General features: G+C 34.4%; 22 protein-coding genes. 8 read left to right on the top strand and 14 right to left on the bottom strand.

The features are described from left to right. Positions 1 to 5: 5 nt before the first annotated feature. Positions 6 to 923, bottom strand: coding sequence for a dihydrodipicolinate synthase family protein (locus BM383_RS09685; RefSeq protein ID WP_093024936.1), 918 nt, complete (start codon positions 921 to 923; stop codon positions 6 to 8). 138 nt (positions 924 to 1,061) lie between these two features. Here BM383_RS09685 and BM383_RS09680 point away from each other — a divergent pair, with 138 nt between their 5' ends. Beyond that, entirely contained in the window at positions 1,062 to 1,904 is an 843-nt protein-coding gene (locus BM383_RS09680; RefSeq protein ID WP_093024935.1) for an AraC family transcriptional regulator, read from the top strand. 29 nt (positions 1,905 to 1,933) lie between these two features. Here the strand turns inward: BM383_RS09680 and BM383_RS09675 are convergent, their stop codons facing one another. The 5 genes from BM383_RS09675 to BM383_RS09655 are packed head-to-tail and all read right to left on the bottom strand — an operon-like array spanning position 1,934 to position 12,368. Continuing rightward, positions 1,934 to 3,889, bottom strand: a complete 1,956-nt coding sequence (locus BM383_RS09675) for a glycoside hydrolase family 97 protein (protein ID WP_093024934.1) — start codon at positions 3,887 to 3,889, stop codon at positions 1,934 to 1,936. An 11-nt stretch (positions 3,890 to 3,900) separates the two neighbouring features. Beyond that, positions 3,901 to 6,138 (bottom strand): S9 family peptidase, encoded by a 2,238-nt coding sequence (locus tag BM383_RS09670; RefSeq protein WP_093024933.1) that lies wholly within the window; start codon positions 6,136 to 6,138, stop codon positions 3,901 to 3,903. Positions 6,139 to 6,152: 14 nt separating this feature from the next. Then, positions 6,153 to 9,284, bottom strand: a complete 3,132-nt coding sequence (locus BM383_RS09665) for a beta-galactosidase, LacZ type (RefSeq protein ID WP_093024932.1) — start codon at positions 9,282 to 9,284, stop codon at positions 6,153 to 6,155. 16 nt (positions 9,285 to 9,300) lie between these two features. After that, a complete protein-coding gene (locus tag BM383_RS09660) occupies positions 9,301 to 10,689 on the bottom strand; it encodes an aminopeptidase P family protein (RefSeq protein ID WP_093024931.1) in 1,389 nt (462 codons plus the stop codon). Then, entirely contained in the window at positions 10,689 to 12,368 is a 1,680-nt protein-coding gene (locus BM383_RS09655; protein ID WP_093024930.1) for a M1 family metallopeptidase, read from the bottom strand. Before BM383_RS09655 ends, BM383_RS09660 begins: the two co-directional genes overlap by 1 nt. Before the next feature lie 283 nt (positions 12,369 to 12,651). On the opposite strand from BM383_RS09655, the gene BM383_RS09650 reads away from it, so the two are divergent. From BM383_RS09650 to BM383_RS09640, 3 genes are all read left to right on the top strand, one after another. After that, entirely contained in the window at positions 12,652 to 13,362 is a 711-nt protein-coding gene (locus BM383_RS09650; RefSeq protein WP_093024929.1) for a hypothetical protein, read from the top strand. Between the two features lie 178 nt (positions 13,363 to 13,540). Further along, a complete protein-coding gene (locus tag BM383_RS09645; RefSeq protein ID WP_093024928.1) occupies positions 13,541 to 14,686 on the top strand; it encodes an MFS transporter in 1,146 nt (381 codons plus the stop codon). Between the two features lie 9 nt (positions 14,687 to 14,695). Beyond that, positions 14,696 to 15,463, top strand: coding sequence for a helix-turn-helix domain-containing protein (locus BM383_RS09640; RefSeq protein WP_093024927.1), 768 nt, complete (start codon positions 14,696 to 14,698; stop codon positions 15,461 to 15,463). Between the two features lie 3 nt (positions 15,464 to 15,466). Here BM383_RS09640 and BM383_RS09635 read toward each other — a convergent pair whose 3' ends face one another. Beyond that, positions 15,467 to 16,291 (bottom strand): sulfurtransferase, encoded by an 825-nt coding sequence (locus BM383_RS09635; RefSeq protein ID WP_093024926.1) that lies wholly within the window; start codon positions 16,289 to 16,291, stop codon positions 15,467 to 15,469. 124 nt (positions 16,292 to 16,415) lie between these two features. Continuing rightward, a complete protein-coding gene (locus tag BM383_RS09630; RefSeq protein ID WP_093024925.1) occupies positions 16,416 to 16,805 on the bottom strand; it encodes a hypothetical protein in 390 nt (129 codons plus the stop codon). Positions 16,806 to 16,883: 78 nt separating this feature from the next. On the opposite strand from BM383_RS09630, the gene BM383_RS09625 reads away from it, so the two are divergent. After that, positions 16,884 to 17,357: a hypothetical protein gene (locus BM383_RS09625; RefSeq protein ID WP_093024924.1), complete on the top strand. Its 474-nt coding sequence runs from the start codon at positions 16,884 to 16,886 to the stop codon at positions 17,355 to 17,357. Beyond that, the gene (locus tag BM383_RS09620) at positions 17,354 to 18,082 is read left to right on the top strand and encodes a Tim44 domain-containing protein (protein ID WP_093024923.1); all 729 of its coding nucleotides are present in this window, start codon (positions 17,354 to 17,356) and stop codon (positions 18,080 to 18,082) included. The genes BM383_RS09625 and BM383_RS09620 overlap by 4 nt, the downstream gene beginning before the upstream one ends. Positions 18,083 to 18,107: 25 nt before the next feature. On the opposite strand, the gene BM383_RS09615 is transcribed toward BM383_RS09620, so the two are convergent. The 4 genes from BM383_RS09615 to BM383_RS09600 all read right to left on the bottom strand — a co-directional run bounded on the left by BM383_RS09615 (position 18,108) and on the right by BM383_RS09600 (position 22,177). Beyond that, entirely contained in the window at positions 18,108 to 20,180 is a 2,073-nt protein-coding gene (locus tag BM383_RS09615) for a M48 family metalloprotease (RefSeq protein WP_093024922.1), read from the bottom strand. A 226-nt stretch (positions 20,181 to 20,406) separates the two neighbouring features. Beyond that, the gene (locus BM383_RS09610; protein WP_143106392.1) at positions 20,407 to 20,994 is read right to left on the bottom strand and encodes a DUF6515 family protein; all 588 of its coding nucleotides are present in this window, start codon (positions 20,992 to 20,994) and stop codon (positions 20,407 to 20,409) included. A gap of 137 nt (positions 20,995 to 21,131) precedes the next feature. After that, the gene (locus tag BM383_RS09605; protein ID WP_218157928.1) at positions 21,132 to 21,839 is read right to left on the bottom strand and encodes an LrgB family protein; all 708 of its coding nucleotides are present in this window, start codon (positions 21,837 to 21,839) and stop codon (positions 21,132 to 21,134) included. Then, entirely contained in the window at positions 21,836 to 22,177 is a 342-nt protein-coding gene (locus BM383_RS09600; RefSeq protein ID WP_093024920.1) for a CidA/LrgA family protein, read from the bottom strand. The genes BM383_RS09605 and BM383_RS09600 overlap by 4 nt, the downstream gene beginning before the upstream one ends. A 170-nt stretch (positions 22,178 to 22,347) precedes the next feature. On the opposite strand from BM383_RS09600, the gene BM383_RS09595 reads away from it, so the two are divergent. Both BM383_RS09595 and BM383_RS09590 read left to right on the top strand, forming a co-directional pair. Beyond that, a complete protein-coding gene (locus BM383_RS09595) occupies positions 22,348 to 22,872 on the top strand; it encodes a DUF4833 domain-containing protein (protein ID WP_177229100.1) in 525 nt (174 codons plus the stop codon). Between the two features lie 75 nt (positions 22,873 to 22,947). After that, on the top strand, positions 22,948 to 23,241 hold the full coding sequence (locus tag BM383_RS09590; protein WP_093024918.1) for a hypothetical protein: 294 nt from the start codon (positions 22,948 to 22,950) through the stop codon (positions 23,239 to 23,241). Positions 23,242 to 23,293: 52 nt separating this feature from the next. On the opposite strand, the gene BM383_RS09585 is transcribed toward BM383_RS09590, so the two are convergent. Continuing rightward, a complete protein-coding gene (locus BM383_RS09585; RefSeq protein ID WP_093024917.1) occupies positions 23,294 to 23,914 on the bottom strand; it encodes a YdeI/OmpD-associated family protein in 621 nt (206 codons plus the stop codon). 11 nt (positions 23,915 to 23,925) lie between these two features. Further along, on the bottom strand, positions 23,926 to 24,633 hold the full coding sequence (locus BM383_RS09580) for an acetolactate decarboxylase (RefSeq protein WP_093024916.1): 708 nt from the start codon (positions 24,631 to 24,633) through the stop codon (positions 23,926 to 23,928). Positions 24,634 to 24,635: the final 2 nt, after the last annotated feature.

Raw genomic sequence — 24,635 nt, 5'->3', positions numbered from 1 at the left:
TAAATTTATAATGCTTGATAATCTACTAATGCTGGTCTGTTTGCCATTGCATTATCTATGATGCTTTGAACTCTAGCTCTTTCTTCACCTTGTAATGGTAAACGTGGTTCTCTGACAAACTCGGTTCCTAAACCTGTAGCAACTTCGGCCATTTTAATATTTTGCACCAATTGTGGGCTTATATCCAATTCTAAAAGCGGCATAAACCAACGGTAAATTCTTAATGCTTCTGCAATATCACCAGATTTTACTAATTTATAAATAGCCACAGTTTCCGCAGGATATGCAGCTACTAAACCAGCTACCCAACCATCTGCACCAGCTACAATACTTTCTAAAGCTAAGGTATCTACCCCACAAAGAATTTTGATACGATCTCCAAATTTATTTTTCAATCTGGTTACATTGGTGATATCTCTAGTAGATTCTTTAACCGCTTCAATATTTGGGCAATCAGCCAATAATTCTTCAAACATTGCTAAGGTAACTTCAATTTTATAATCTACCGGATTGTTATAAATCATAATTGGTAAAGCAACACTATTTGCAATGGCTTTAAAATATACTACCGTTTCATGATCTGTAGCTTTATAACGCATTGGAGGCAATAGCATTAAACCTTGAGCTCCCCACTCCTCTGCCAATTGAGCAACTTTAATTGCTTCTTTGGTAGATTGTTCTGCTATATTTATGATTACAGGAACTTTACCTGCGGTGATTTCTACTGTCTTTTTTACTAGCGTCTCCTTTTCATCTGGAGTTAAAGTACTGGCTTCTCCCAGGGTTCCACCCAAGATGATTCCGTTTACGCCAGCTTCTAACTGTGCTACTATATTTTTCTCGAATGTTACCAAATCCAATGTATCATCTGCATTGAATTTAGTAGTTACTGCGGGCATTACCCCTTCCCATTGTACTTTCATAAATTCTAAATTTTATAACAAATTTATATGTTAAAGTCTGCAATGAATTGATCATTATTAGCGTTATATAATACTATATTAACCCATATATTGTTTTTAAAAATTTTATTTAGTAATATTTACATAAATAGATTGTAAATGAAAGTTCTCCCATTCAAAATCCCCAAACCTGAACAAGCTGCTCTAGTGTATCAAGAAGATCATGAATTAGCTTTTTATGACAAACTACATCAACATGAAGAAATACAAATAAGTATTATCTTAAAAGGATCAGGATCTTTACTTGTTGGAGATAGCATCAATGATTTTCAACCCAATGATATTCTAGTAATTGGAGAAAATGTTCCCCATGTTTTTCGAAGTGATCATCAAGAAAATAGTTCTTCTGTGATGTACACACTTTTCTTCACCAAAAAATCTTTTGGATCTGAATTTTTCAATTTGACTGATTTGAGTGATGTACAACATTTCTTTGACGAATCTGAATATGGTATGAAGTTCAAAGCCAATGAATTTCAGTATGATCTTTTTATGAAATTAAAAACACAGAATAAGATAGAGCGACTTGCTTCTATGTTATTATTGCTCAATTCTTTACTTCAATCTAAAAAAGAACCTTTATCTTCTTTTGTGTACGAAAAAAAATATACAGATGATGAAGGAAAACGAATGAATGATGTACTCCATTATGCTATGGAACATTTTCATGAATCTATTTCGCTAGATACGATTTCAGAAATTGCATTTATGAGTAAAAATGCCTTCTGTAGGTATTTTAAGAAACGAACAAATAAAACCTTTTTCCAGTTTTTAATTGAAATTCGAATAGAGCATGCTTGTAAGTTGCTCTATCGTCAACAGGAATTATCGGTTTCTGAAATATCTGAACTTTGTGGTTTTCATAACATAGCTAATTTCAACAGAAAATTTAAAGAACTTAAAGGCATTACGCCTACTCAATACAGGAATAAACTAGAGTAAACGTAATTTAAGGTATTCTACTTAATAAATTACTTTTGAGTAAATATGCCTAAATATCCCCCTCCATTATTCAACTTTACTGTAATGGTGTCTTTAACACTTTTAATAGATGTATTTATTTTGAAATCTGTAGCTATTGAATTTGAATTGACCCCATCTTCAATCGCTTCTAATTGATAGGTTTTATTAGATGCTAAAAAACTTAAATTTACTGTAAACTCTCTTGATTTATCATTTGTAATGGCAGCCAAATACCACGTAGTATCTTTTCTCCTTGCGAGTAAAACATACTCTCCTATAACTGCCTGTAATACAATTGTATCATCCCAAACAGTTGGTATCTTAGACATAAATGTTGTACATTCTTTATTCGCCAAATAGTTTGTTGGCGAATCTGCAAACATTTGTAAAGGAGCTTCATATATACCATATAATGCTATTTGATGAGCTCTAGTACCTAATGTCATTGGTCTATAAAATCTTACTGCAAAATTATCTTCATGAGCGTTGTCCATACCTCCAGGTGTATAATCTAAAACACCTGCTGTCATTCTAGTAAAAGGTAAAAGGGCATCATGATGTGGTGTTATTTTAGTCTCCCACTTATTGTTCTCTAATCCCTTTACAGCTTCATAATTAATAATGTTAGGATAAGCCTTTCGCATACCAGATGGTTTCATACCTCCGTGAAAATCTACCAATAAATGATGCTTTGCTGCACTTTTTGCTAAACGTTCATAAAAATTAACCACATACTGGTCTGCACGCTGAATAAAATCTACTTTAATACCTTTTACACCCCAACCTTCATATAAACTTAATAATTCTTCCATATTTTTATCAAGTGGTCTCCATAAACTCCAAAGAATAATGCCTACATTTTTTTTCTTTGCATAGGCAGTTAATACTTCCATATTGATATCTGGATTTGGTTTTGAAACGTCTAAAGTTGTAGCAGACCAACCCTCATCTAATATTATATATTCCAAACCAAAATCAGCCGCAAAGTCAATATAGTGTTTATAGGTTTCGGTATTTAATCCACTCTTAAAATTTACATTACCAATATTATTAGCATTCCACCAATCCCATGCAACTCTACCTGGTTGTATCCAAGAAACATCTTTCAATTCATTTGGTCTAGCTAATTGTTGTACCAAATTATTGCTTATGATTTCTTCATCTTGAAAACTAATCATAAAAACTCGCCAAGGAAAACTTCTCTTACCATTGGTTTTTGCAATATAATCTGCTTCTTTCTCTACAGCCTCCAATCTGTCTTGACCTTTTTCTAAAGCTTGAGTTTTTAGTACATATTTTGGAAATAAACTTTGAAAACCAAATGCCGTCTTTTCTAAAAAAAGATTTGGATAATCAAATAAATCAGACTCGGTTATTGAAAGACTTAACCCTTTATTATTTGTAAATAACGTTGGTAAGGCTGCTATAGTTTTATTTTTAATTGCTGAAACTTTTAGTTTCTCATAATAATTTTCAAAATGAGAAATTAAGCTTTTTTCTTCTGGCAAATAACACGTGAAATCTTGTGCTAAGGTTATATCCATTTCTTCATTAGTAACCAAAACATTTCCTTTAAGATGAGATATAAACCTATAAGCAACTCCATTATTGAAAACTCTGAGTTCAAAATCAAAGTCTTTACATTTTAAAGTTGAAGTTGTGCAGGTATACTCAACATTCTTAAATTTTGTAGGTACAATAGCTTCATAGCTTTCATTAACTAATTTGGTTGTAACTTTTTTTCTATTTTTAATCTGCCCAAAAGTTTTTCCGTTTTTGAATTTCATTTGTGGAACTAGCTTCTCAATAAGCTCTTCATTACCTGCTTGTATAGATAAACTTAAAGTATCTTTATCTAAGATAGTAACAGTAATTTGTCCATCTGGAGATGAAATTTCTATATCTTGAGCAAACAATTTTAAAGAACATAAAATTGTAAATACTAATACTATTTTTGCTTTCATAATGGTTAGTTTTATTTACTATGCTTCAAAAAGTAATTGGTAATCAAGGTATATAAATGTAAAGACGTTCCTTGCCCTTCGTAGATACCATGAGATCTATTTGGATATGCCATCATATCAAATTGTTTGTTTTGTTTGATGAGCTCGTTGACTAAATATTCCATGTTTTGATAATGTACATTGTCATCTCCTGTACCGTGAATTAATAATAAATTCCCCTCTAGACCGCCAGCATATGTTACAGGTGATCCTTTAATGAATTTCTCTTTATCTTCACTTGGCAAGCCCATATAACGTTCTTGATAAATGTTGTCATAAAATAATTGATATGCTACTCCTGCGACTGCAACTCCCGTTTTATAAATTTCTGGATAGCGGAACATCAAGTTTTGCGTCATAGAGCCTCCACCACTCCAACCCCAAACGCTTACTTTATCAGCATCTAGAAAATCACAGGTTGCCAAAACTTTTTCGGTAGCTTGTGCTTGATCATTGGCATTAATTACACCCACATTTTGGTAAATACTTTTACGCCATTTACTGCCTTTTAAGGTTGGCGTTCCTCTGTTATCCATATTGATCACCACAAAACCTAACTGAGCCAAATACAATTCATACATACCAACCCAAGTATCGGTTGCTACAACACTCCAAGGTTCTCCGTACACATGAAAAATCACAGGATATTTTTTAGAAGCATCAAAATTGATAGGTTTAGTAATACGAGCATCCATTGTGATACCATCTGCAGTTGTAACTTCAAAAAATGAAGTTTTGGGCATGTTTAATCTTGCCAAAGCAGCATTTAATTTATCATTAGTAACAAGCTCTTTTACCGTTTTATGCTTTGGTAAACTTACCAACGTTACCGTTTTTGGTGTGCTCACATTGGTAAAACTGTGCAACGCATATTTACCATTCGGACTAATGTTATAGGTATTCACCCCTTCAAAAGCGATAGGAGTTATTTTGGTTAATTTTCCTTTTCCATTCAACGGAACACTATACAAATAACGTTGCGTAGCATTATTTGGCGACGCTACTATGTATAAATCCTTTTTATCTGTTGTGTAATATGCAGCTACATCATAATCTCCCGGAGTAAGCAATGTTTTTTTACCGGTAGCAATTTCAATTTTATAAATATGTCGCCAACCGTCATTTTCGGTCATCCGTAATAAACTCTTACCACCATCTACAAGCAGTTGAGTGTTTTTACCCCATTGGTTAGACGCAAGATCTGGGTATCTTAAATCTACCCAAGTGTCTTCTGTTTCAGTATATATTTTCTGAAGGTTTTCTGTAGAAGGCTTATAGGTATACATAATCAACTCATTCTGCTTTCTGTTCATTTGCTGAATAAGTAACAAGTCATCCGCCAACCACTGCATTGCCGGTAAATAATGTTGCACAGGATCACCAGGAATAGGCACCCAAGTTGTTTTTGCTGTTTTGGTATCTACCAACCCTATTTTTGCTGAAGACGGATTATAACCCGCTTTTGGGTATTGTAACGGTATAGGCTGTGAATAAATAGAATTTGTATTGTTAATCATATAAAACGTACCAATTTCTGAAGCGTCTAATTGCCAATACGCAATGGTACTCGCATCTGGACTCCATTGAAAACCATCGCGCATGCCATATTCTTCTTCATACACCCAATCAAAAGTTCCGTTAATAATATCTCCGGTACCATCTGTAGTCAATTGTGTAATTTCTCCAGTTACAAAATTTTCTTTGTAAATATTGAAGTCTTGAACATACGCTACATAGCTATTGTCTTCAGAAAACTTAGCAAACATTAAAGATGATGAAGGAAATTTTGCACCTACTTGTTTTAGTTTATCTGTCTCAAAATCATACACCCAAAAATCTCCTTTGGTATTAGAACGCCATACTCTGCTAGAATTGGTGAAAATTAAAACTTTAGAAGCGTCTGGAGACAATGTGAAATTCTCGATACGTAAATTTGTTCCGTTAGCTTTTAACTTGTCCGCACTTAGATAGCTACTTTTCGTATAGCTTTTACTTTCATATTTTATCAATTCATCATTTCCGTTGGCATCACTTTCAATGGTTACAAAAGCATCGCCATCTTCTATCCAAAAAATAGGTCGTTGATAGTCTGCACTAAATTCACCAGAATTAAAAATTCTATCCAGCGTAAGTAACGATGTGTTTTCTTGTGCATAAATTGTACTAAGACACAATACAAAAGCACAAATAAAAATTATTCTTTTTCTCATAAAAAAGGTTGGTATTAAGGTTTGGTAATTGGTTGTATTAGGTAACTGTACGTATAGTTTTTAGGTTGAATTTGGTACTGCTCATGCGGTTTTGCTCCCCAACTATTGTCGCCACCTACTCCCATTTGTTTGTAATCTATATTGAAATAAATGGTGTCTTTTGCCACAATATCTATGGTATGTTTTTGTGCTTTTTGTTCACCTGCATCAAAATCTGATATTGGGTTACGCAAAGCACTAAATGAAAACTCGGGCATGCCTATATACTTTATACCTTCGCCATGAATATTGGTAAACGTTACCCATCGCGTAGCTGTTCTATTGCCGTTTTCTTGTGGTCTTATATACGGAAAATACATCTCATCAACATCTTTAGTATAGGTACCTAGAAACGCTGCGGTTTTTCTATCGGAATAATTTTCAAAAGGACCGCGACCATACCACTGCACATTGCGGTACTGTAATGGTATTTGCAACGTTTGCCCAAATCTTGGTAATTCTGATACATCTTTTACATTTTCTGGTAATTGCAACGCTTGATTCACTACAATACTGCCATCGCCATACACGGTATAGGTTATAGTAACAGTACCTTTTACAGCATCTAAAGCGTAGGTGCTTTTTACCTCGTAAGCATCGGTGGTTTGTTGCACATCAAAAGCTATTAAGTTTTGCTTTGTAGATGCTTTTTTCCATGCCGCTGCTCTTTTAGGTAAGTTGTTTCCAAAGTCATTATCGGTTGGGGCTCTCCAAAAATTTGGTTTTGGCCCTGCTAGCAACAATGGCTTACCATGAATTGTATAGGCTTCTATGCTGCCTTTTGTTTTAGAAAAAGTAATATGTATTGCCTCATTATCTATTTTAACCGCATCTGCTGAAGATGTTAATTGCATTGGAGCATCTTTTATACCCAATATTACTCCTCTAGCATCTTGAAGTACTAACTGATTTTTGGCTACTATATGCCCTTTGGGTAATGCAGCGCTCTTAGTTTTTGTAGTGATGTAGAAGTTAATATAGTATGCTGCATTTGCATCGTCTAGATTTAGATCTTGAAGCGTGAATTGTATACTACTTTGTGGAGCTACAGAAAAACTGCCTAAGCTTTTTTCCGCAATGATTGCTCCGTCTTTCACAAGCGTATAAGCAACCTCAAATTCATCTAAATTGGTAAAGAAAAAAAGATTGTTAAGCTGAAATTCTCTAGCGTTTACATCTACTGCTGTTACACTTGCGTTTTGATATACTTGTTTTACCTCGTACAAAGCAGGATGCGGTGTTCTATCTGGGTTTACCAATCCGTTTAGCACAAAATTACCATCGTTTCTGTAGGTATCGGGTTCATAATCTCCCCCATACGTCCAGTATTTTTCACCGCTTTCTGTAGTTTTTACAAAACCTTGGTCTACCCAATCCCAAATAAAACCACCTTGTAATTGGCGGTGTTTGTATACAAAATCCCATAAATCAGCTAAATTTCCGGTACTATTACCCATACTATGGGCATACTCGCACCAAATAAAAGGTCTATCAGGATACTTACCTAAATAGTTGTTTTCAATTGAAGAAATTGGAGCATACATCCACGGAATGATATCGGTATGTAGCTCTTTAAAATGTACTCCTCGTTCTGCTCTTTCATACTGCACAGGTCTGGAAGCATCATGCTTTTTTAACCATTTGTAATTTTTTATAAATGCTGGTCCGTCTCCTGCTTCATTACCCATAGACCAGATGATAATTGAGGGATGATTTTTATTGGTTTGCATCATTCTTACAATTCTATCATGATGCATAGGCTCAAATTCTGGCTTATTTGCTGGCGTTTTATCTTCGTCATAGCCAAAACCATGTGTTTCAACATTGGCCTCATCTACCACATAAATTCCATATTCATCACACAACTCATACCAATAAGGATCGTTTGGATAATGCGAACTTCTAACAGCGTTGATATTATTGGCTTTAAACAGTTTAATATCTTCTAGCATAGATACCTTTGATATTACATGCCCTTTGTAAGCATCATGTTCATGGCGGTTTACCCCTTTTATGTAAATAGGTTTGCCGTTAACCAATAATTGACCATTTTTAATTTCTGAAGTTCTAAAACCAACTTTAAGGCCTGTAGCCATAATGGTTTTTTTGTTTTTCTGCTGAAGTGCTACCGTTACGTTGTACAAATTGGGTTGCTCTGCAGACCATGATTTGATGTTCTTTACAATAGCCGAAGTGAATGAAATGGTATCGCTCTTGAAGTTTTTCAACTTTTGAGTAATTTCTGAAACTACTTCACCATTGTTCCATAACTTAACTACAAGAGATTCTTTATTTCGCTCTTTGGTAGTTGGAATGATGGCATATCCTTTTAAAATTCCGTTAGTATAACTTTCATCTAAAGTAGCATTTACAAACACATCTTTAATACGCTCTTTGGGTGTTACAAACAGGTACACATCACGCTCAATTCCGCTTAAACGCCAAAAATCTTGATCTTCTAAATAACTACCCGAAGACCATCTATACACCTCTACCGCTATACTGTTTTCGCCTTCTTTTAGGTATCCTGAAATATTAAACTCTGCTGGTGTTTTACTACCCTCGCTATAGCCTACTTTTTTACCATTTACCCAAACATAAAACGCACTATTTACTGCCCCAAAGTGTAGATACACTTCTTTCTCTTTCCAATTATTTGGTATAGAAAATTTACGTTTGTACGACCCCACAGGGTTATAAACACTATCTACAAATGGTGCATTTTTGGTAAATGTATACCCTTCGCTTACATAAATAGGAAAATCATACCCTTGAAGCTGCCAATCTCCTGGTACTTCTATGCTATCCCAATTTGTAGTATTGTAATCTTCTTTATAAAAATGAACCGGTCTTTTTTCTGGTACGGTAGCAAAATTAAATTGCCATGCCCCATTTAAACTTTTGTAGTTACTCGCAGTTTCATAATTTCCTGCTAAAGCATCTTCTTCAGAAGTGTAATAACAGAAACTTGCTCTAGGAGCTTCGGTATTTACAGATAGTACATCGAGTCGTTGCCATTCGGGCAATTCTTGAGCTGTTGCAGTTAAAGAAAACACCATGAGTAGAGGGGAAATTAAGGTACTGTAAAATTGTCTAAGGGTTTTCATGGTGTTTTCTATCTAATTATAAATTTTTTAAAGCTTCAATTTCGTCGGCAGTTTTAGCTAGCGGATCTCCTAGCAATTCTTTACCGTTGGTTGTGATGAGAAAATCTTCTTCTACACGCATACCGCCAAAAGATTTAAATTTTTCTACCTCAGCATAGTTTACAAAATCTGTATACTTGCCTTGAGCTTTCCACGCATCTATTAACAACGGATTAAAATAAATACCAGGTTCTACGGTTAGTACATTGCCTTCTTCTAAAGCTTTGCCTAATCGCAAAGATTTTAAACCAAACTCCGTACTTTTAAGTAAATCATCTGTGTAGCCCACTAATTGCTCACCAAAATTTTCCATATCATGTACATCTAAGCCCATAAAATGACCCAATCCGCATTGAAAAAATAATGTATGTGCTCCCGCATTCACAGCTTCTTGTGTATCACCTTTCATCAATCCCAACGCTTTTAAACCTTCAACAATTCTAGAAGAAGCTAATAGATGTGCGTCTTTAAAACGATAACCTGGTTTTAATGCTGCTGAAGCCGATTCGTGAGCGTCTAATACAATACTGTAAATTTCTCTTTGAATAGTGGTGAAACGTTCTGCTACAGGAAAAGTACGCGTCATATCACCTGCATAACCCATTGAAGTTTCTGCACCACAGTCGCACAAGACAATATCTCCGTTACTTACCACAGCTTCGGTAGCATGATTATGTAGGTACTGTCCATTTTTGGTTAAAATAATAGGAAACGAAATGTTACCACCACCTGCAATAGCAATGGCTTGTAATTCTCCCGCTATTTGTTTTTCGGTTACACCGTGCGTTGTCGCTTTAATAGCGTGGGTATGCATAGCTGCTGTAATATTTACTGCTTTATGAATCTCGGTAATCTCTTCTTGAGATTTTATAGATCGTTGTGCAATCACGGCTTTGGCAAAAGCTAACGATCTTTTTTCAGCTACTGCTGCAACAGGAATACCTGTTAACTCGCTTATTTCTATGGTAGTGTTACCACGATATGGAGCTAAATAATGTAAAGTTTGCCCTTTTGCTTTCGCATTTTGCACATACGCTTGTAATTTTGCCATGGGTTGCACTTTGGCAACACCACAACGTTCGGCATGAGCTTGCAAGGGCTCTGCAGCACCAACCCAAACCATATCTTCGGGCGTGAGATCATCTCCAAATAAAATTTCTTCACCTGTAGCTGCATCAATAGTTACATAAAGATCTGGTAAATTGATTCCGAAGTAATACAAAAAAGTACTGTCTTGACGAAAAGGATACCAATTGTCTTTATAATTCATTCCGGCTTCTTTGTTTCCGGGAAAAATTAAGAGTCCGTTTTGTATTGTATTGGCAAGGGTTTTGCGTCTTGCCGTGTACGTTTCTTTAGAAAACATTAGTTGTTCATTTTTTTAATTAATTCTACATTCACATAATACATATGCTCTATTCGCCATGGTGTAAATAGGTATTGATTGCTATTTTCAAACGGCACACTTTGCCACTCTGTAGTTGGTGAGATTTTTATTTTTTCTTCGGAACCTTTTAATACCAAAGGAAGATTGAAACCTTCTACACAATTTGCATATCTGTAGTATATGTTATGGTTTACGGCATCTACGTGTAATTGCAACGAAGGAATTTGTGTAGTGGTTAAGTACTGCTCAAAAACCTTAGAATAATCGTATCCTGATTTTTCGTTGATGTATTGCTGAATAGCTATACCATCTACAGTTTTGTTATGAAATGTGGTGTTTAACCCTGTTAAAATGTTTTTGAAAAGCTTGTCGTTGTCTAGACTATGACGAATGGTGTGCAACATGTTTCCACCCTTTGGGTACATGTCTCCGCTTCCTTTTGCGTTTACATTGTAAGCTGGTATAATTGGTGTGTCGTTTTGTATATCATTTCGAATACCAAAATTGTAGTCGTTTGCTGCTTCTTCACCATAATTATAATCTATAAACAGGGTTTCGCTATAGTTGGTAAAGCTTTCGTGCACGTACATATCTGCTAAATCGTTGGTAGTGATATTGTTACCAAACCACTCATGACCACTCTCGTGAATAATAATAAAATCCCACGTTAAACCTAAACCAGAGTACGATAAATCACGACCGCGATAACCACCTGCATAGTAATTTCCGTAGGAAACATTAGACTGATGCTCCATACCAGTATTGCTAGTTTCTACCAATTTATAGCCGTCTTCGTAAAACGGATAAGGCCCAAACCAATACTCAAAAGCACCTAGCATATTATGTACTTCGTTTGGCATGTAACTTTTTGCTTTCTCTAAATTATAATCTAACACCCAAAAATTAAGATCTAAATCACCTTTAACCCCTAGATAGTTTTCTGAAAAATTCTCGTAATGCCCTATGTAAGGTATAAGCGTATAATTGCTAATTGGGTTTGTAACTCCCCATTTGTATGAAACCGTACCATCGCTATGTTTTTTGGTGTCTAATAAACGACCATTTGCTACAGCTTTTAAAGCTTTTGGTACACGTATGGTTAATGACGCCCCACGATCTGGCTCGTCACTTTGATGATCTTTATTTGGGTACCAAATAGAAGCCCCTATACCTTGGCAGGTAACCGTCATCCATGGTCTACCTTTTTCGTCTTTGGTAAACGTCCAACCGCCATCCCAGGGAGCACGCAAGGCTTCATGCGGTTTTCCGCTGAAATATATTTTTACAGTATGCTCAGTATTGAATTTTTGTGCTGGAGTTTCTATATAAAACACATTGCCTTCTCTTGTAAATTTAAGTGATGTACTACCATCAAAAATAACCTTATCGATCACCAAAGGTTCTTGCAAGTCTATTTGCATGGTCTTTGTATGCTTTTTTTCTACTACTTTATAAGTAATGAGGTTATAACCCTCTGTAGTTTTGGTAGTATAATCTGGTGTAACTGCAATATCATAACGCATAACATCCCACCAAGTACGTTCGGGTGTTAGACTACCTCTAAGGGTATCGGCATGTGAAAAATTGTATTCTTGAGCTTGAACATGTATTGTAAGCAACAGTAGGAAAAGGGAAATGTAAAACGGTGTTTGTTTCATAACTATGATTTCTAAGGAAACATAAATTTGTAAAATTTTTAAGGTTCTAGCAACATTTCAAAAATAAAAGGGTAATATACTATCAACTATGGGTGAGATTTACTATTTCATCCAAGTTCCGAAAAATTTGATCTTCTTTAATCGTTAAACTCTTCCTAAATTTCAAAAAAAAGCTAGTCTTTTTCCTCAATAGTGTCAAAATTTGCCTTGTAACCTCCTAAACCAAAATGAATTGATTTTACGTAAAAGAAACTGTATCCCCCACTTATTTCTTTTTTTCTGTTTGTTTACATGCTATACAAATGCACAAGAAATTACCGGTAAAGTAGAAGATTCATTGCATAATCCACTTAGAGATATCAAGGTAATGAATACTAGAACAAAAATGGTCACTTTTTCAAATTCTAATGGTGTATTTATGATTCCAGCGCAAAAGAAAGATACACTGTTATTCACTTCTATGTTCTTTGAGGACAAAACAAGATTTATTCTAAGAAGTGACTTCAAACATTTCATGATCGTAAGTTTACAAGATAAAGTAAATGTTTTGGAAGCTGTAGAAGTAACTGATACGCTCATTGTACAGGATTTTGACGATGAACTGTATACAGCAAATCTTCAAATGCAATTGAAAAATGATATCAAAAATCATCCTGAATACTACATGACAAAAAATTCTAATGGACTTGATATTTTAAAAGCCGGACAGCTTACAGTTGATTTATTTACAAAACAGAAAAAAGAAGAAAATCCGTTTCTAAGCTATGATGATCTTACTACGCTCTATGAAAATGAAAATTATTTTTCATCGGAATTGGTAACCAAACAAATAGGAATTCCTTCTGATAAAGTATATCTATTTTTCACCTATTGCGGCCACAGACACTTGGCCAAAAGTCTTCTGGAAGAAAAGAATCAATTTTTATTTCTTGACTATTTATTCAAAGCAAAAGAAGAGTTTATGGATAGATTAAATGATAACAAACAAGATTAATTACACCGTAAACTTCTCTTGCTTCATTCTTTCAAAAAAGGAATAGTAAACTTGGTTCTCTTTCTAGGGTATGCTATACTTCTACATAACCATGCAGCTTCTATTTGATTTCTGATAATGTGAAATCAATTAGCAAAAATGTAAAATTCCTTTCTAGAGTAATGTAGAACTTTGCCATATGAAAAATATAAACACTTTTGGCATCGCAACCCTTATGCTCATTAGCATGTTAACCATCATGGTAGGTTCTGTGATTTCCCCATCTTTAATTGCCATAAATGATAATTTAAACTTTCAATTTGATAGTGGACTTTTGATTACACTTCCATCGTTAGGAGTTGTTTTATTCTCAAGTATAACCGGTGGATTATTAAAGAAATTGGGGTCTTTTAAATTACTATGCTTGGGGCTTGTACCCTATGCTATATTTGGATTTGGAGGTGCATTTCTTCACAATAGTTATCTTTTAATTGCAGATAGGTTACTACTTGGAGCTGCTGCCGTAGCGGTACAAATAGCCGCAACAGCTATCATAGCTGAAAATTTCTTGGGAGCACACCGTATGAAAATCATTGCTTGGCAAGGAATGGCTATTGAAGGTGGTGGTGTTCTATTTCTATCGCTTGGTGGTTTATTGGGTGAAATGCATTGGAGTTATCCTTTTTATATCTATTTGATTGCATTAATCTGTTTATTACTTAGCTTTTTACTGCTTCCAAAACATGCTCCGGATATGACAGAGCAGACAAAAGATAAGCCGGAAACTACACATACTAACGAAAAATATCTAGTATTCAGTATTTTTTTAGGATCCCTGTTTGCTATGATCATTTTCTTTGTAAGCTTTATTCATCTGCCCGAATATTTGCCAAAAACATTTCAATTTTCAGAATCCAAAACAGGTTACGTGATGGCCGGTATTTCCTTTATAGCCGTAATTACGGCTTCACAAATGCCCAAAATTGCCAGAGCAATTTCCTCTGGAGCTACCGTAGCTATTGGTTTTCTATTTTTTATGATTGGATATTTTATTTTCGGTGTAGGAAATACGGAAGCTTTTATCTACGCAGGTGCATGTATGCTAGGAATAGGATTTGGATTATCCATTCCTACACTCAATCATATGATGGTAGAAGTAAGCTCGTTTAAATCTAGAGGTAAAAATCTTGGTCTTTATTCTATTGGTGTTTTTGGAGGTCAATTTCTATCAACATTTTTGGGTTTCATATTTGTAGAAACCACAACACTTTTTCTAGCTACCGGCTGTATTGCATTGGTCATATGTTTGCTCTTATTTATTTTATTTAGAAAATATCCTTTGTAAATTTCCAAAATGAATATACATCATTGGAAACAACTGATTCGATTTGAAAATTCTCAAAACTTTACAACCTCTTTTCCAGGAGACTGGTATGCATTGCAGATAATTGATGAAAATAATTTTTTGAATGTGATACTGAAACCGCTAAATGAAGATCATTTTTATTTATTTGAAGAACAAAAAGGAGCTATTTTATGTTTTCAACGGCATTTGATTGAGGAGGATGCTAAAGAATATGCTTTAGATATTTTGAACCTATTCAACCTAACACCGGGAAATACCATTAATTTATCTGGTGAAGAAAAAGAAAAATTTTCGCTTTCGTTAAGCTTACTTAAAAAAGAACTAGATGATTCAGATAATAATTATATACTTATCAAAACAATTTTAAAAGTTGTACTTCTAGAACTTATTAAATTTCAAAGAGCCGGTTTCATCAATTATGAACTGAATCAAAAACGTGTATATTCCTTTTTGAATCTCATGGAACAGCATTATAAAACACACCAAAATGCTACATACTATGCCAACCGTTTGAATATTAGCGAAAAACGACTGAACCAAATACTGAAAGAGAAACTAGGCAAAACTGCCAAACAAATTATTCAACAGCGACTACTCACAGAAATTAAACGAATGTTACAAACAGATGAATTGACCGTAAAGGAAATTGCTTTTCAGTTACACTTTCAATCGTTAAGCAATTTTACACGATTTTTTAAGAGACACGCAGGAATCACTCCATCGGACTACAAAAAACAATATCCTGATATACAATAAATTCTATTTGGTAATTTTTTCACGATCACTTCTACTCCACTCACTCCAGCTTCCTACATACAACGCCGGTGTGGGAAAACCAGCATGAACCATGGCTAAAATTGTGTGACAAGCAGTTACTCCAGAACCACAATGTATAATAGTCGTGGTTTTCGTCACTGCTACGTACATATCTTTAAGTTCCTGTATAGATTTAAAAGTACCATCTACAGTCAAATTTTCTTTGAACGGAATATTTAGAGCATTAGGAATATGCCCAGCAATAAGATCTATAGGTTCTATTTCACCTGCAAAACGAGCTGAATCTCTAACATCTATAACTACAGCATCTTTTGTAGAAATCGCCGTAGCCACTTCATTCATAGTCACCATTGGCCATTGAAAGGATTTTACAGGATACTTAGTAATTCCTTTTGGATATTCCATCCCTATGGTGGTAGCTATTCCTACTTTTTCAGCTGCCGATAAACCTCCGCTCAAAACATGAACATTATCATGGCCAATAGCTCTAAACATCCACCACAAACGAGCAGCAGCATTTGCACCAAACATATTGTCATAGATCACTATTTTTGAACTTGGTAAAACCCCATATTTAGACAATACTTTTGCAAAATGAGAACTATTTGGAAGTGGATGGCGACCACCATTGGAAGGATCAGATTGATCTCCCGATAATTGATCATCTAAATCCATAAACAAAGTCCCTACAATATGTTTTTCTTGGTAAGCGTCCAATGCTTTTGCTCCATTTCCGGAAAAAATGATGATAGGTTGTTCAGTATTTAAAAGCTCTTTTAGTTCTTCTGCTCTAATAATGGAATTCATAATGAAACTTTTTGTGAAGATACAGGATTCTTAACAATGAATGATACAAGATCACTCCGTAATTATATTTTCTCTGGAAGGCGCACATAGCTCTATTTCTGGTAGCCTATACTGTTTTTTAAAATTAAGGATTCAAAATTTTATAAATACCATATAAAATGCCTAAACTAAAAATAGTAATGTAGGCCAATCGTTTAAATTTTTTTGGACTATCAAATAGCATACGTTGAATGACTTCTACAGGAGTTTTTGATGATTCTTCCACTATTTCGTCTTCAAAATAAGAATCTGGAAATCCATTTTCTATAAAATCATATGCCTCTGGTGTTAAATAAAAAATAGTATCATCACCTTCAGTTTCTATAAGATCCCAAGAAAGTAGTTCGTGTAGTAACTGACTTGGATTTTCATAAACTGTAAGTCCTATCTTCAATATTTCAGAACGATGCATCGCTTCTGATTTACGCTTATAAATTGTAGATAACACCTTTTTGTGGCCTTGATTCAATTTCATACCACGAAGATAAAATACTTTTTTTATACATGAGATTTATTTCTATTTTTAGCCGATGATTCTAATCAATAGAAAATAATGAAATATAGTAATATTGGTAAAATTTTAAAGAAAATAGCATTCATCCCTATTATTGTAGGACTATTGTTTTTTATTGAAATATTTCTGCCTTATAAAGAGATTCAAAATCATGTAGTGTCCAAAAATGTGAAAACCCGTGGCCGATTTGACAACACTACCTATACCATTAATTTTAAAGAAATTAACGATCAATTTACAGAAGAGATTTACAACATATTGCAACCCGGAGATCAGGTTTTGTTATATACTACGTATTTCAATAAACAAATTGAAGAAATCTATATTGATAAAGATAAAACCCTTTATAAAAATGATACTGGAGAAAATTATGCCATGTTATTATTTGCCATCGTATTTATCTTATCGGGAGTTATCGCACTGAACAAAAGAAATTTACGCAAAAAACAAATATTTTTAATTAGCTTTATGACCCTGCTATCCATAATCATGGGCTTAAAAATTATCTTATGAAAACCAAAAACTACCACTACATTATTCCGGTTGTAGTACTCATTGCATTATTGTTATATGTTGAACCTGTTTTGGCCGGACCAGGCGGCGCTATTGCAAAAGCATTTTTTAAAACATGGTGGGGAAAAATGATCATGGGCATTTTGGCAATTATTCTACTACCATTTATTCTATATATGAAAGTGATTACCTTTTTCAAGGTTCAAAAAACAAAAAAGCTATTACGCCAATTAGGATTTAAAAACCCCAATTTTGGATGGTTACATCTTCAAAAAACAGTAAAAACTATTTTTACAAATGTTTACGAAGCATGGAGTAATGAAGATATGTCACAAGTGCAGCGCTATGTAAACCCTTGGTATTGGCAGAATCAACAATTGGTTCACTTAGATCGTTGGAAAGCAAAAAACCAACAAAACATTTGTAATCTAGACACCATTAGCAACATAAAACCGCTATACATTGAAATTTTTGATGAAATCACCTTAGAAGGATCAAAAGTAGTTTTTGAAGTTTCTGCCATGATTGAAGATTACCTGATAGATAGAACCAACCAAAAAGTTGTTGAAGGAGCCAAAGGATATAAAGACGAAACACACTTATGGGTGTTTGAATATACCGAAGGAAAATGGCTATTGGAAAATATTATGGACGAAGAGTTTTCCTTTTCATACATCAAAACTCCAAATGCAATACCCGAAAGCTTAGTGGCCGCAACACGATGATTATTTGTCTCAATACCAATTAATTTTATGCAGCAGAGGCTTTTTCTGAAACTAGTGTAGCCATATAATCTAAAACTTGCTTTTTCTGCATCAAAACAGGACGTTCTAAAACTGAATTAAACGCAGCTATAGCTGCAAAAAGAATTTCTAAATCTGCTTGAATATAATTTCGTAAAGCAAAATATTGAAGCTTATTTTGAACATATCTTTCCAGAAATTTCAACTCAGATGTTTTGATATGCACACGGAAGGTATCTTCTTTTACTATTTTTTCAATAGCTGCTTTAAAGTCAATTTCCGCATGCTGTAAACTTTTTATATGGCTATGAATCATAGCTGTCTGTAGTTCCATAGCAAAAAATGCACATTTTTCCTTGACGCGTGCTTCCGTAGCTTTAAGTTCTTTGAGTTCTTCCTTAAATACTGTATACTTTAAAACTTGACTTTTCAGCTGTGGGTTGGATACACCTAATGCCGCTTCTTCCTTTAGAAAATAATGAAAAATATTAGCATCGTTATGATCTAGTGTTGCTTCAAGGGCTTTCTTTTCTTTTATGAGCGTGTATTTCAAACTGACCAAATTATTCGCTTTGTAGCGTTTTCCTTTAAATTGAATTGCACCTAAACTTTTACCAGAATTCTGTTTTATGATATTGGTTATAAACTCAATATCCTTGGAAAGCGATTGTACGTCAAAAACAGTACGAACCATTGTAGAAGAAAACAATTCAGAAAATGGAATGGCCGTGTCTACTTTTTGGTTCCAATCTATTGCTACTATATCACGCTCTTTATAATAACCATTGAAAACCGGCGATAGCTGTAACGTATCCTTTTCTGTGGTATAAGTAGTTTCAAAATCTTCGATACTTTCAAAAGCTACATTTTTATTTCGACCAGATAGATAGAAGATTTTATTGGTAAAATAAGTTTCATATTTTTCAGCTGCTCTCAATTGAAAAACGGCTTCATGAGAAGAAACACTACTCCCTGAAAAATTCAAATTAGAAACATGGGAAATTCTATCTTCAATATCAGGATGGGAACTCCAATTATTTTTTAAGGTTAAAAAACTAAAATTACTCTTCCTGTAATGCTCTAGATCCACCATAGGCAAGTCACTTTCCATTGGTAGTTTTTCCGTTGTTCCGTATGTTTTCAGCATGTTACTGTATACACGATAAATGTTTTTGGTACCTATTTGGCGCGTATCTATTAAATCTGAATAGTAACGAATAGATTCTTCTAAAACAGTATCACATACTTGTAAGCGCAGTAAAGCAGTTTTCATAACTTCAGATCCAGTGACAGAAGTAGCAATAGCATCTGCATGATACTCCATTTCTCTTGAAAGAGCTAAGTTGCTTTTATTTACCAAAATATACAGCTGAAATTGTATCCATTGAATTCCTTGAACAAATACCAAAGCCAACATTACTAATAGATTTACTATAATATGTCCGCCGTTGATTGAAGAAGCCATATTTTGGTATGAATCATTTTCAAACAACATATTGTGAATCATTTTGTTGGCGCTAGCTGCGTAACTTCCTATTTTCATGCTGCGTTGTGAAAAGTGTCCAAATTCATGCGCTAAAATAGCTCTGAGTTCATTCTCTTTCATACTATTGATCAAACCAACACCAACTACCAAATTCTTAGAAACAGGAAACAGCATACTTAAAATTGGATGTTCATAAAACACCGCAGCATTTACTTCTGGTGACAAATAGATCTTTTTAGGTTTTTTGGTGCCAACTTCCTCTGCTAAATCATAAACCAACTTAAAAAACTCCGGTTCCTCTTCTTCTTTTAAAGCAATAAATCCACTTAGATCTATCTTATTTCTAACAAATAAAAATTTAATCAAAAAGACCAATATCAAAACGGCGAAGAGTATTATACCTATTCCTAATAAAATCGTAAAAATTCGTGGAAAATTTATAATTAACGAAATTCCTCCATAAATAGCATAGCCAGTAATGGCCAATGAACCACTTAATAAAAGTATATAAATAATGAAATAAAAAGTAACGGCTGCTATGGCTAAACTTGCTTTTTCCTTAAACTTTTTGGAAGGTGCTACAGTATTTTTCATGGATAGTTACTGGTTGGGTTTATCCAAAAATAATATTTTTTTATTAGATACAGTTACTTTGAGTAAATACAAAAATTAAACCCAACTGATTTACAGTTGGGTTTAACAAGCTAATTCAAATAATAATAAAAATGTACAATCATAATGGTTTGGAAGACAACTGAGCTACAACCATTATTAGAAACTAACTCAGTGAATATCTGGAAGGTATGTAATTGATTCTATTTTAATTTAAATATCCTACAACTTCATAAGCTCGTTCTCCATCATATCTAACTTTACTATACAAAACACCGCTGTACTCATAATACGCTATGCCATCTACTGCTACTTTTTCATAATCTGCAGGTAAGGCATACACAATGGTGCCCACAGGTGGCGTGGTTACTGCATATCCATTCCCTGAATTTTGATAGTATACTCCTTCGTAATAAAAGTAATTTCTAGTGTCAATATGAATGGTAAAATAACCCGATGGAAGTGTGCTTATCACCAACCCCGTTGGTGGCGCTACTTTTATATAATTATTGTTGTAAGATCTATAATATGTCCCGTTATCTACATAATAATTTTTATTATTATGGGAAACAGTTTTCATGGTAGTATTGGCAGTACTTCTCCTAGCTACAACTTGTGGTTCAGATTTTTTATAAGTAACCTGATTTCTGCTTACTTGTTTCGTTTGTGTATTATGATTTTTTGAAACGGTTACACTATTCTTATTTTGCCCTTTACTTGTTCCTTTTTGTTGCGCATGAACTGAAAAAACAGCCAACAACAACATTGCACTGGTAAAAATTTTTATAGTTCTCATGGCGTTCATTTTTTAATTACACTTCGAAATACGCCATTTATTTACAGAAAAATAAATGAAATCTACCAGCAAGCTGATTTTATAGACGACGCTATAAATTTCACAGTTTATTAATTGCTGAAATACTTAAAACGCTTCTAAAAATCAATAAAATAGCTGAGAACTTGAATAATTACCGGAGCTAAGATTGCTGTCAAAATACCGTTTACAATGAGTCCAACCGTTGAAAAAGCACCAAAAGATGGACTTATTTCCATTGATTTAGAAGTACCCAGCGCATGCGAAGCCATGCCTATGGAAAAACCTTGTGAAATAGGATTATTCACTTTGAAGAGTTTCATAATAAGATATCCAAACATTGCACCAAAGATTCCCACAAAAATGACTACACCGGCAGTTAAAGAGGGTATTCCGCCAATAACTCTGGATACATCCATGGCAATTGGAGTGGTGACAGATTTTGGCGCCATTGAAAATACAACTTCTTTAGGTGCGCCCATTGACCAAGCTATAAGTACCACACTTATAATTCCTGTTACACAGCCTAAAAAAGAACTCATAACAATAAGCCAAGCCTGCTGTTTGATACGTTTAAATTGACGGTAAAGAGGAACTGCCAAACAAACAATAGCTGGTTGAAGCAGCATATTTATAAATTCACTATTTACATGATACACTTCATAATCAATACCGGTAAGCATCAAAAACCCTATAATAAAAAGCATGGCTAATAATATGGGGTTAAGAAAAACGAGTTGTGTTTTCTTCTGTATAATGGTACCCAACCAGTATGCTCCTACAGTAAGCGCTATAAAAAACATGGGGTTATCTAAAGCTGCTATCATTTTTTTCTTTTTCTAAGGCGTTGGTGTGTCCAACCGGTAACTAACAAGACCAAAGTAGTACTTACAAATGCTGCGACCAATATTGGCCAAAAAGATGCGCTAATTACATCTAAATAAAGCATAATAGCTACTCCTGCTGGAACAAAGAAGAAGGCCATGTTCTTATTAAAAAAATCACTTACATCTTTAACATCGGTGATTTTTACTTTTCCACTCATTAATAGTGCTGTTAAGATCAGCATACCCACAATACTCGCAGGAAGTGGAAGTCCTGTTACTGCTACAAATATTTTACCTAAGGAAAGACATCCAAAGATGATGAAAACTTGCTTGATCATCGTTCAAAAATTTCAACACAAATTTCCGAAACATTCAGAACATGTTCAACAAAAAAAGGGATATATCAACTCCTTTTATTTATTTCTTAGTATCCAATGACCAACATCATCAATATGTAAAAGTTTTTCTTTTTATATCGTATATTTGGCCATCATCAATCCTTCAAACTATGTTTCGCACTTACCTTTTAATCCTTGGTTTGCTTTATTTTGGCGCTATGAAAGCTCAAGATGGCTATCCTGTTCCTCCTAAAAATGGATTGCATCTTTTCTATATTCAGCATAGCGATAATAAAAATACGTATGTATACGATGCACGAATGGACGGTAATAATTTAGATGCTGATGATCCTGTTGAAGAATACAGAATTTTATATAGCGATAAAGGAGAAACAAAACCATTAACTACACTACAACGAAAGTTTGCATACGGACTCAAAATAGTATCCGAAAGCCGTAATAACTACGTGATGCACTTGACTGCTTCAAAAGAGCTAGAACTCCATTTGATTCTGTACAAATCGCACCCAAAAGTATATACCACCATTAACAATCATAAATTATTTATTACCCGAATTTTTATAAAATTGAAAGAGGGTACTTCTGGCCTAGGGGCCAAAATGGACTATGTTTTATTTGAAGGTTTTGATTACAATACCGGGAAAGCAGCGAGCGAGAAAAAGTATGCCGATTAAGTATCCTACCTGAGAAAAGTCATTTTTATTTTCTTGAAGTGACCCTACCTTCGTAAGGTATCAAAATCAACAAAAATGGCACTAGACAACAACAACTTTAGAAATGCTACAACGTATTCTAAACTTTCACTTTCAGAAACACTATATGCTTACTACATTCCTCTGCTTGTTTTATGTACTGGAAGTAGGGTAACTTTTGGAACACGATTGGAAGAGGCTTTTTCAAAAGAAGCAAATCGGTTAAAACAATTAGGACAAACTGATAAAGCTGAAAAGTTCTATGCTTTAAAAGATGGTATTGAGTATCAATTTGGAATTTCGGTGTGCTCGTTGATCTTGTTGATCACGATATTGGTACTGTTATTCTAAGGAATCGAAGACACCGATTTTTTGATAATTGATAAGCAGAAAATTTCTGTAATTATTTATCATGAAATCCTTTACCGGATAAGATGTGTGCAGTATATTTCTCAATTCGATTTTCTCGGGTAGCTGATTGCTTGGCTCCCGTAAAGTAGATAAGATAACCACGTTGCCTTCCCGGGGTTAAATTATAAAAAGCCTTTTCAAGTACGGGTTGTTGCTGAAATTTGGCTAACAATTCTTCAGGAATCGTTTCAGTAATTGTTGGTTTTTCTACCTTCAACCCCTTTTTTTCTATGGCTATAGCTTCCTTTACGTAGGCCATCAAAAGATTTTCTTTCTCTAGAAGCGTTTCAATGGTAGTGAATTTTGCAAATCGAACATGATGGGAATTAGATCCCGGCGATGATAACAATTTGTGTTCATCTTTTATTAAAGTTCCTTTGAAAAAACTCAAGCCTGCAAATTCTTTAAAAGCTACAATTTGCAGTACATTCTTTTTGTTTAAAGTATATACAGGACTCCCCCATTTACAGGTTTCTTTCAGTTCTGTGTCCTCCAATAGCTTTCTTAGTTTCAACAAAATCTGCTGCCATTTGACTACTTTGCAGTCTGGTGTATTGCCTAGTTTGCACCGTCCACAACCTTCTGTAAAATAAGCATCCACATTTTTTTGCATGGCGAAATCAACTAAGATTGTGGTATGAATAACTCAAGGTCTCCCAGCGTAATCTCATCTACATGTCCTAGCCACTTATGGTCTTGAGATAGTAAATGCACATGTATGTTAGCATCGTGATGGGTAAATACTCCCTTGTGTTGCGTAGAATAAAATCCAATCAACGTGGCTTCGGTATTTTTGAGAGCATAGGATTTTTGCCCAGTATGCGCATCTTCCATGGAATGTATTTCAGTACCTGCTGGTAAGTTTTGAACGTGAATGGTAGCCGATGGAACTGTACCTTCCAATTTAAAAGCAAAAACCTGTTGATCCATTTTGATAGCCATCTCGTCTAACAACTTTTCCAAATGCTTTAGTGATTGAATATTTACAGGTTTGGAAACTCTTCCCCATTTCTTCACATGTTCATACACGAAAAAGGGTGCAGCGGCATTAGGAATTTCTTGAACGGTCATGGTACTATCCGAACTTACTTGAGAGGCATAAACTTTTCCATTATTAACAACGATCTCTCCGGTTAAATTGGTCAACGGACCAATGCCGTGTAAACCTTCAGAAGGAACGGTATCCAATTGAATATGATCACTCAAATCACCGGCATGCATTACATTTCGCATGGCTCCGGCAGTTTGAACTTCATTAAAAACTATAGTTGATTTTTCTGTACAGGAAAATAACAGCATACTGAAAATGATGGCGCAGCTAACAGCTTTCATAT

The organism is Pustulibacterium marinum, assembly GCF_900116665.1.
GTDB lineage: Bacteria > Bacteroidota > Bacteroidia > Flavobacteriales > Flavobacteriaceae > Pustulibacterium > Pustulibacterium marinum.
Note: the sequence above shows the minus strand (reverse complement) of the source record. Positions and strands in the feature narration are given on the sequence as shown.

Coding starts and splice junctions, on each gene's coding strand:
- BM383_RS09595 (WP_177229100.1), top strand. CDS start 22,348: ATGTTTCGCACTTACCTTTTAATCCTTGGTTTGCTTTATTTTGGCGCT.
- BM383_RS09655 (WP_093024930.1), bottom strand. CDS start 12,368: ATGAAACAAACACCGTTTTACATTTCCCTTTTCCTACTGTTGCTTACA.
- BM383_RS09665 (WP_093024932.1), bottom strand. CDS start 9,284: ATGAAAACCCTTAGACAATTTTACAGTACCTTAATTTCCCCTCTACTC.
- BM383_RS09610 (WP_143106392.1), bottom strand. CDS start 20,994: ATGAGAACTATAAAAATTTTTACCAGTGCAATGTTGTTGTTGGCTGTT.
- BM383_RS09675 (WP_093024934.1), bottom strand. CDS start 3,889: ATGAAAGCAAAAATAGTATTAGTATTTACAATTTTATGTTCTTTAAAA.
- BM383_RS09625 (WP_093024924.1), top strand. CDS start 16,884: ATGAAATATAGTAATATTGGTAAAATTTTAAAGAAAATAGCATTCATC.
- BM383_RS09585 (WP_093024917.1), bottom strand. CDS start 23,914: ATGCAAAAAAATGTGGATGCTTATTTTACAGAAGGTTGTGGACGGTGC.
- BM383_RS09615 (WP_093024922.1), bottom strand. CDS start 20,180: ATGAAAAATACTGTAGCACCTTCCAAAAAGTTTAAGGAAAAAGCAAGT.
- BM383_RS09630 (WP_093024925.1), bottom strand. CDS start 16,805: ATGAAATTGAATCAAGGCCACAAAAAGGTGTTATCTACAATTTATAAG.
- BM383_RS09620 (WP_093024923.1), top strand. CDS start 17,354: ATGAAAACCAAAAACTACCACTACATTATTCCGGTTGTAGTACTCATT.
- BM383_RS09640 (WP_093024927.1), top strand. CDS start 14,696: ATGAATATACATCATTGGAAACAACTGATTCGATTTGAAAATTCTCAA.
- BM383_RS09685 (WP_093024936.1), bottom strand. CDS start 923: ATGAAAGTACAATGGGAAGGGGTAATGCCCGCAGTAACTACTAAATTC.
- BM383_RS09660 (WP_093024931.1), bottom strand. CDS start 10,689: ATGTTTTCTAAAGAAACGTACACGGCAAGACGCAAAACCCTTGCCAAT.
- BM383_RS09680 (WP_093024935.1), top strand. CDS start 1,062: ATGAAAGTTCTCCCATTCAAAATCCCCAAACCTGAACAAGCTGCTCTA.
- BM383_RS09645 (WP_093024928.1), top strand. CDS start 13,541: ATGAAAAATATAAACACTTTTGGCATCGCAACCCTTATGCTCATTAGC.
- BM383_RS09600 (WP_093024920.1), bottom strand. CDS start 22,177: ATGATCAAGCAAGTTTTCATCATCTTTGGATGTCTTTCCTTAGGTAAA.
- BM383_RS09590 (WP_093024918.1), top strand. CDS start 22,948: ATGGCACTAGACAACAACAACTTTAGAAATGCTACAACGTATTCTAAA.
- BM383_RS09580 (WP_093024916.1), bottom strand. CDS start 24,633: ATGAAAGCTGTTAGCTGCGCCATCATTTTCAGTATGCTGTTATTTTCC.
- BM383_RS09635 (WP_093024926.1), bottom strand. CDS start 16,291: ATGAATTCCATTATTAGAGCAGAAGAACTAAAAGAGCTTTTAAATACT.
- BM383_RS09605 (WP_218157928.1), bottom strand. CDS start 21,839: ATGATAGCAGCTTTAGATAACCCCATGTTTTTTATAGCGCTTACTGTA.
- BM383_RS09670 (WP_093024933.1), bottom strand. CDS start 6,138: ATGAGAAAAAGAATAATTTTTATTTGTGCTTTTGTATTGTGTCTTAGT.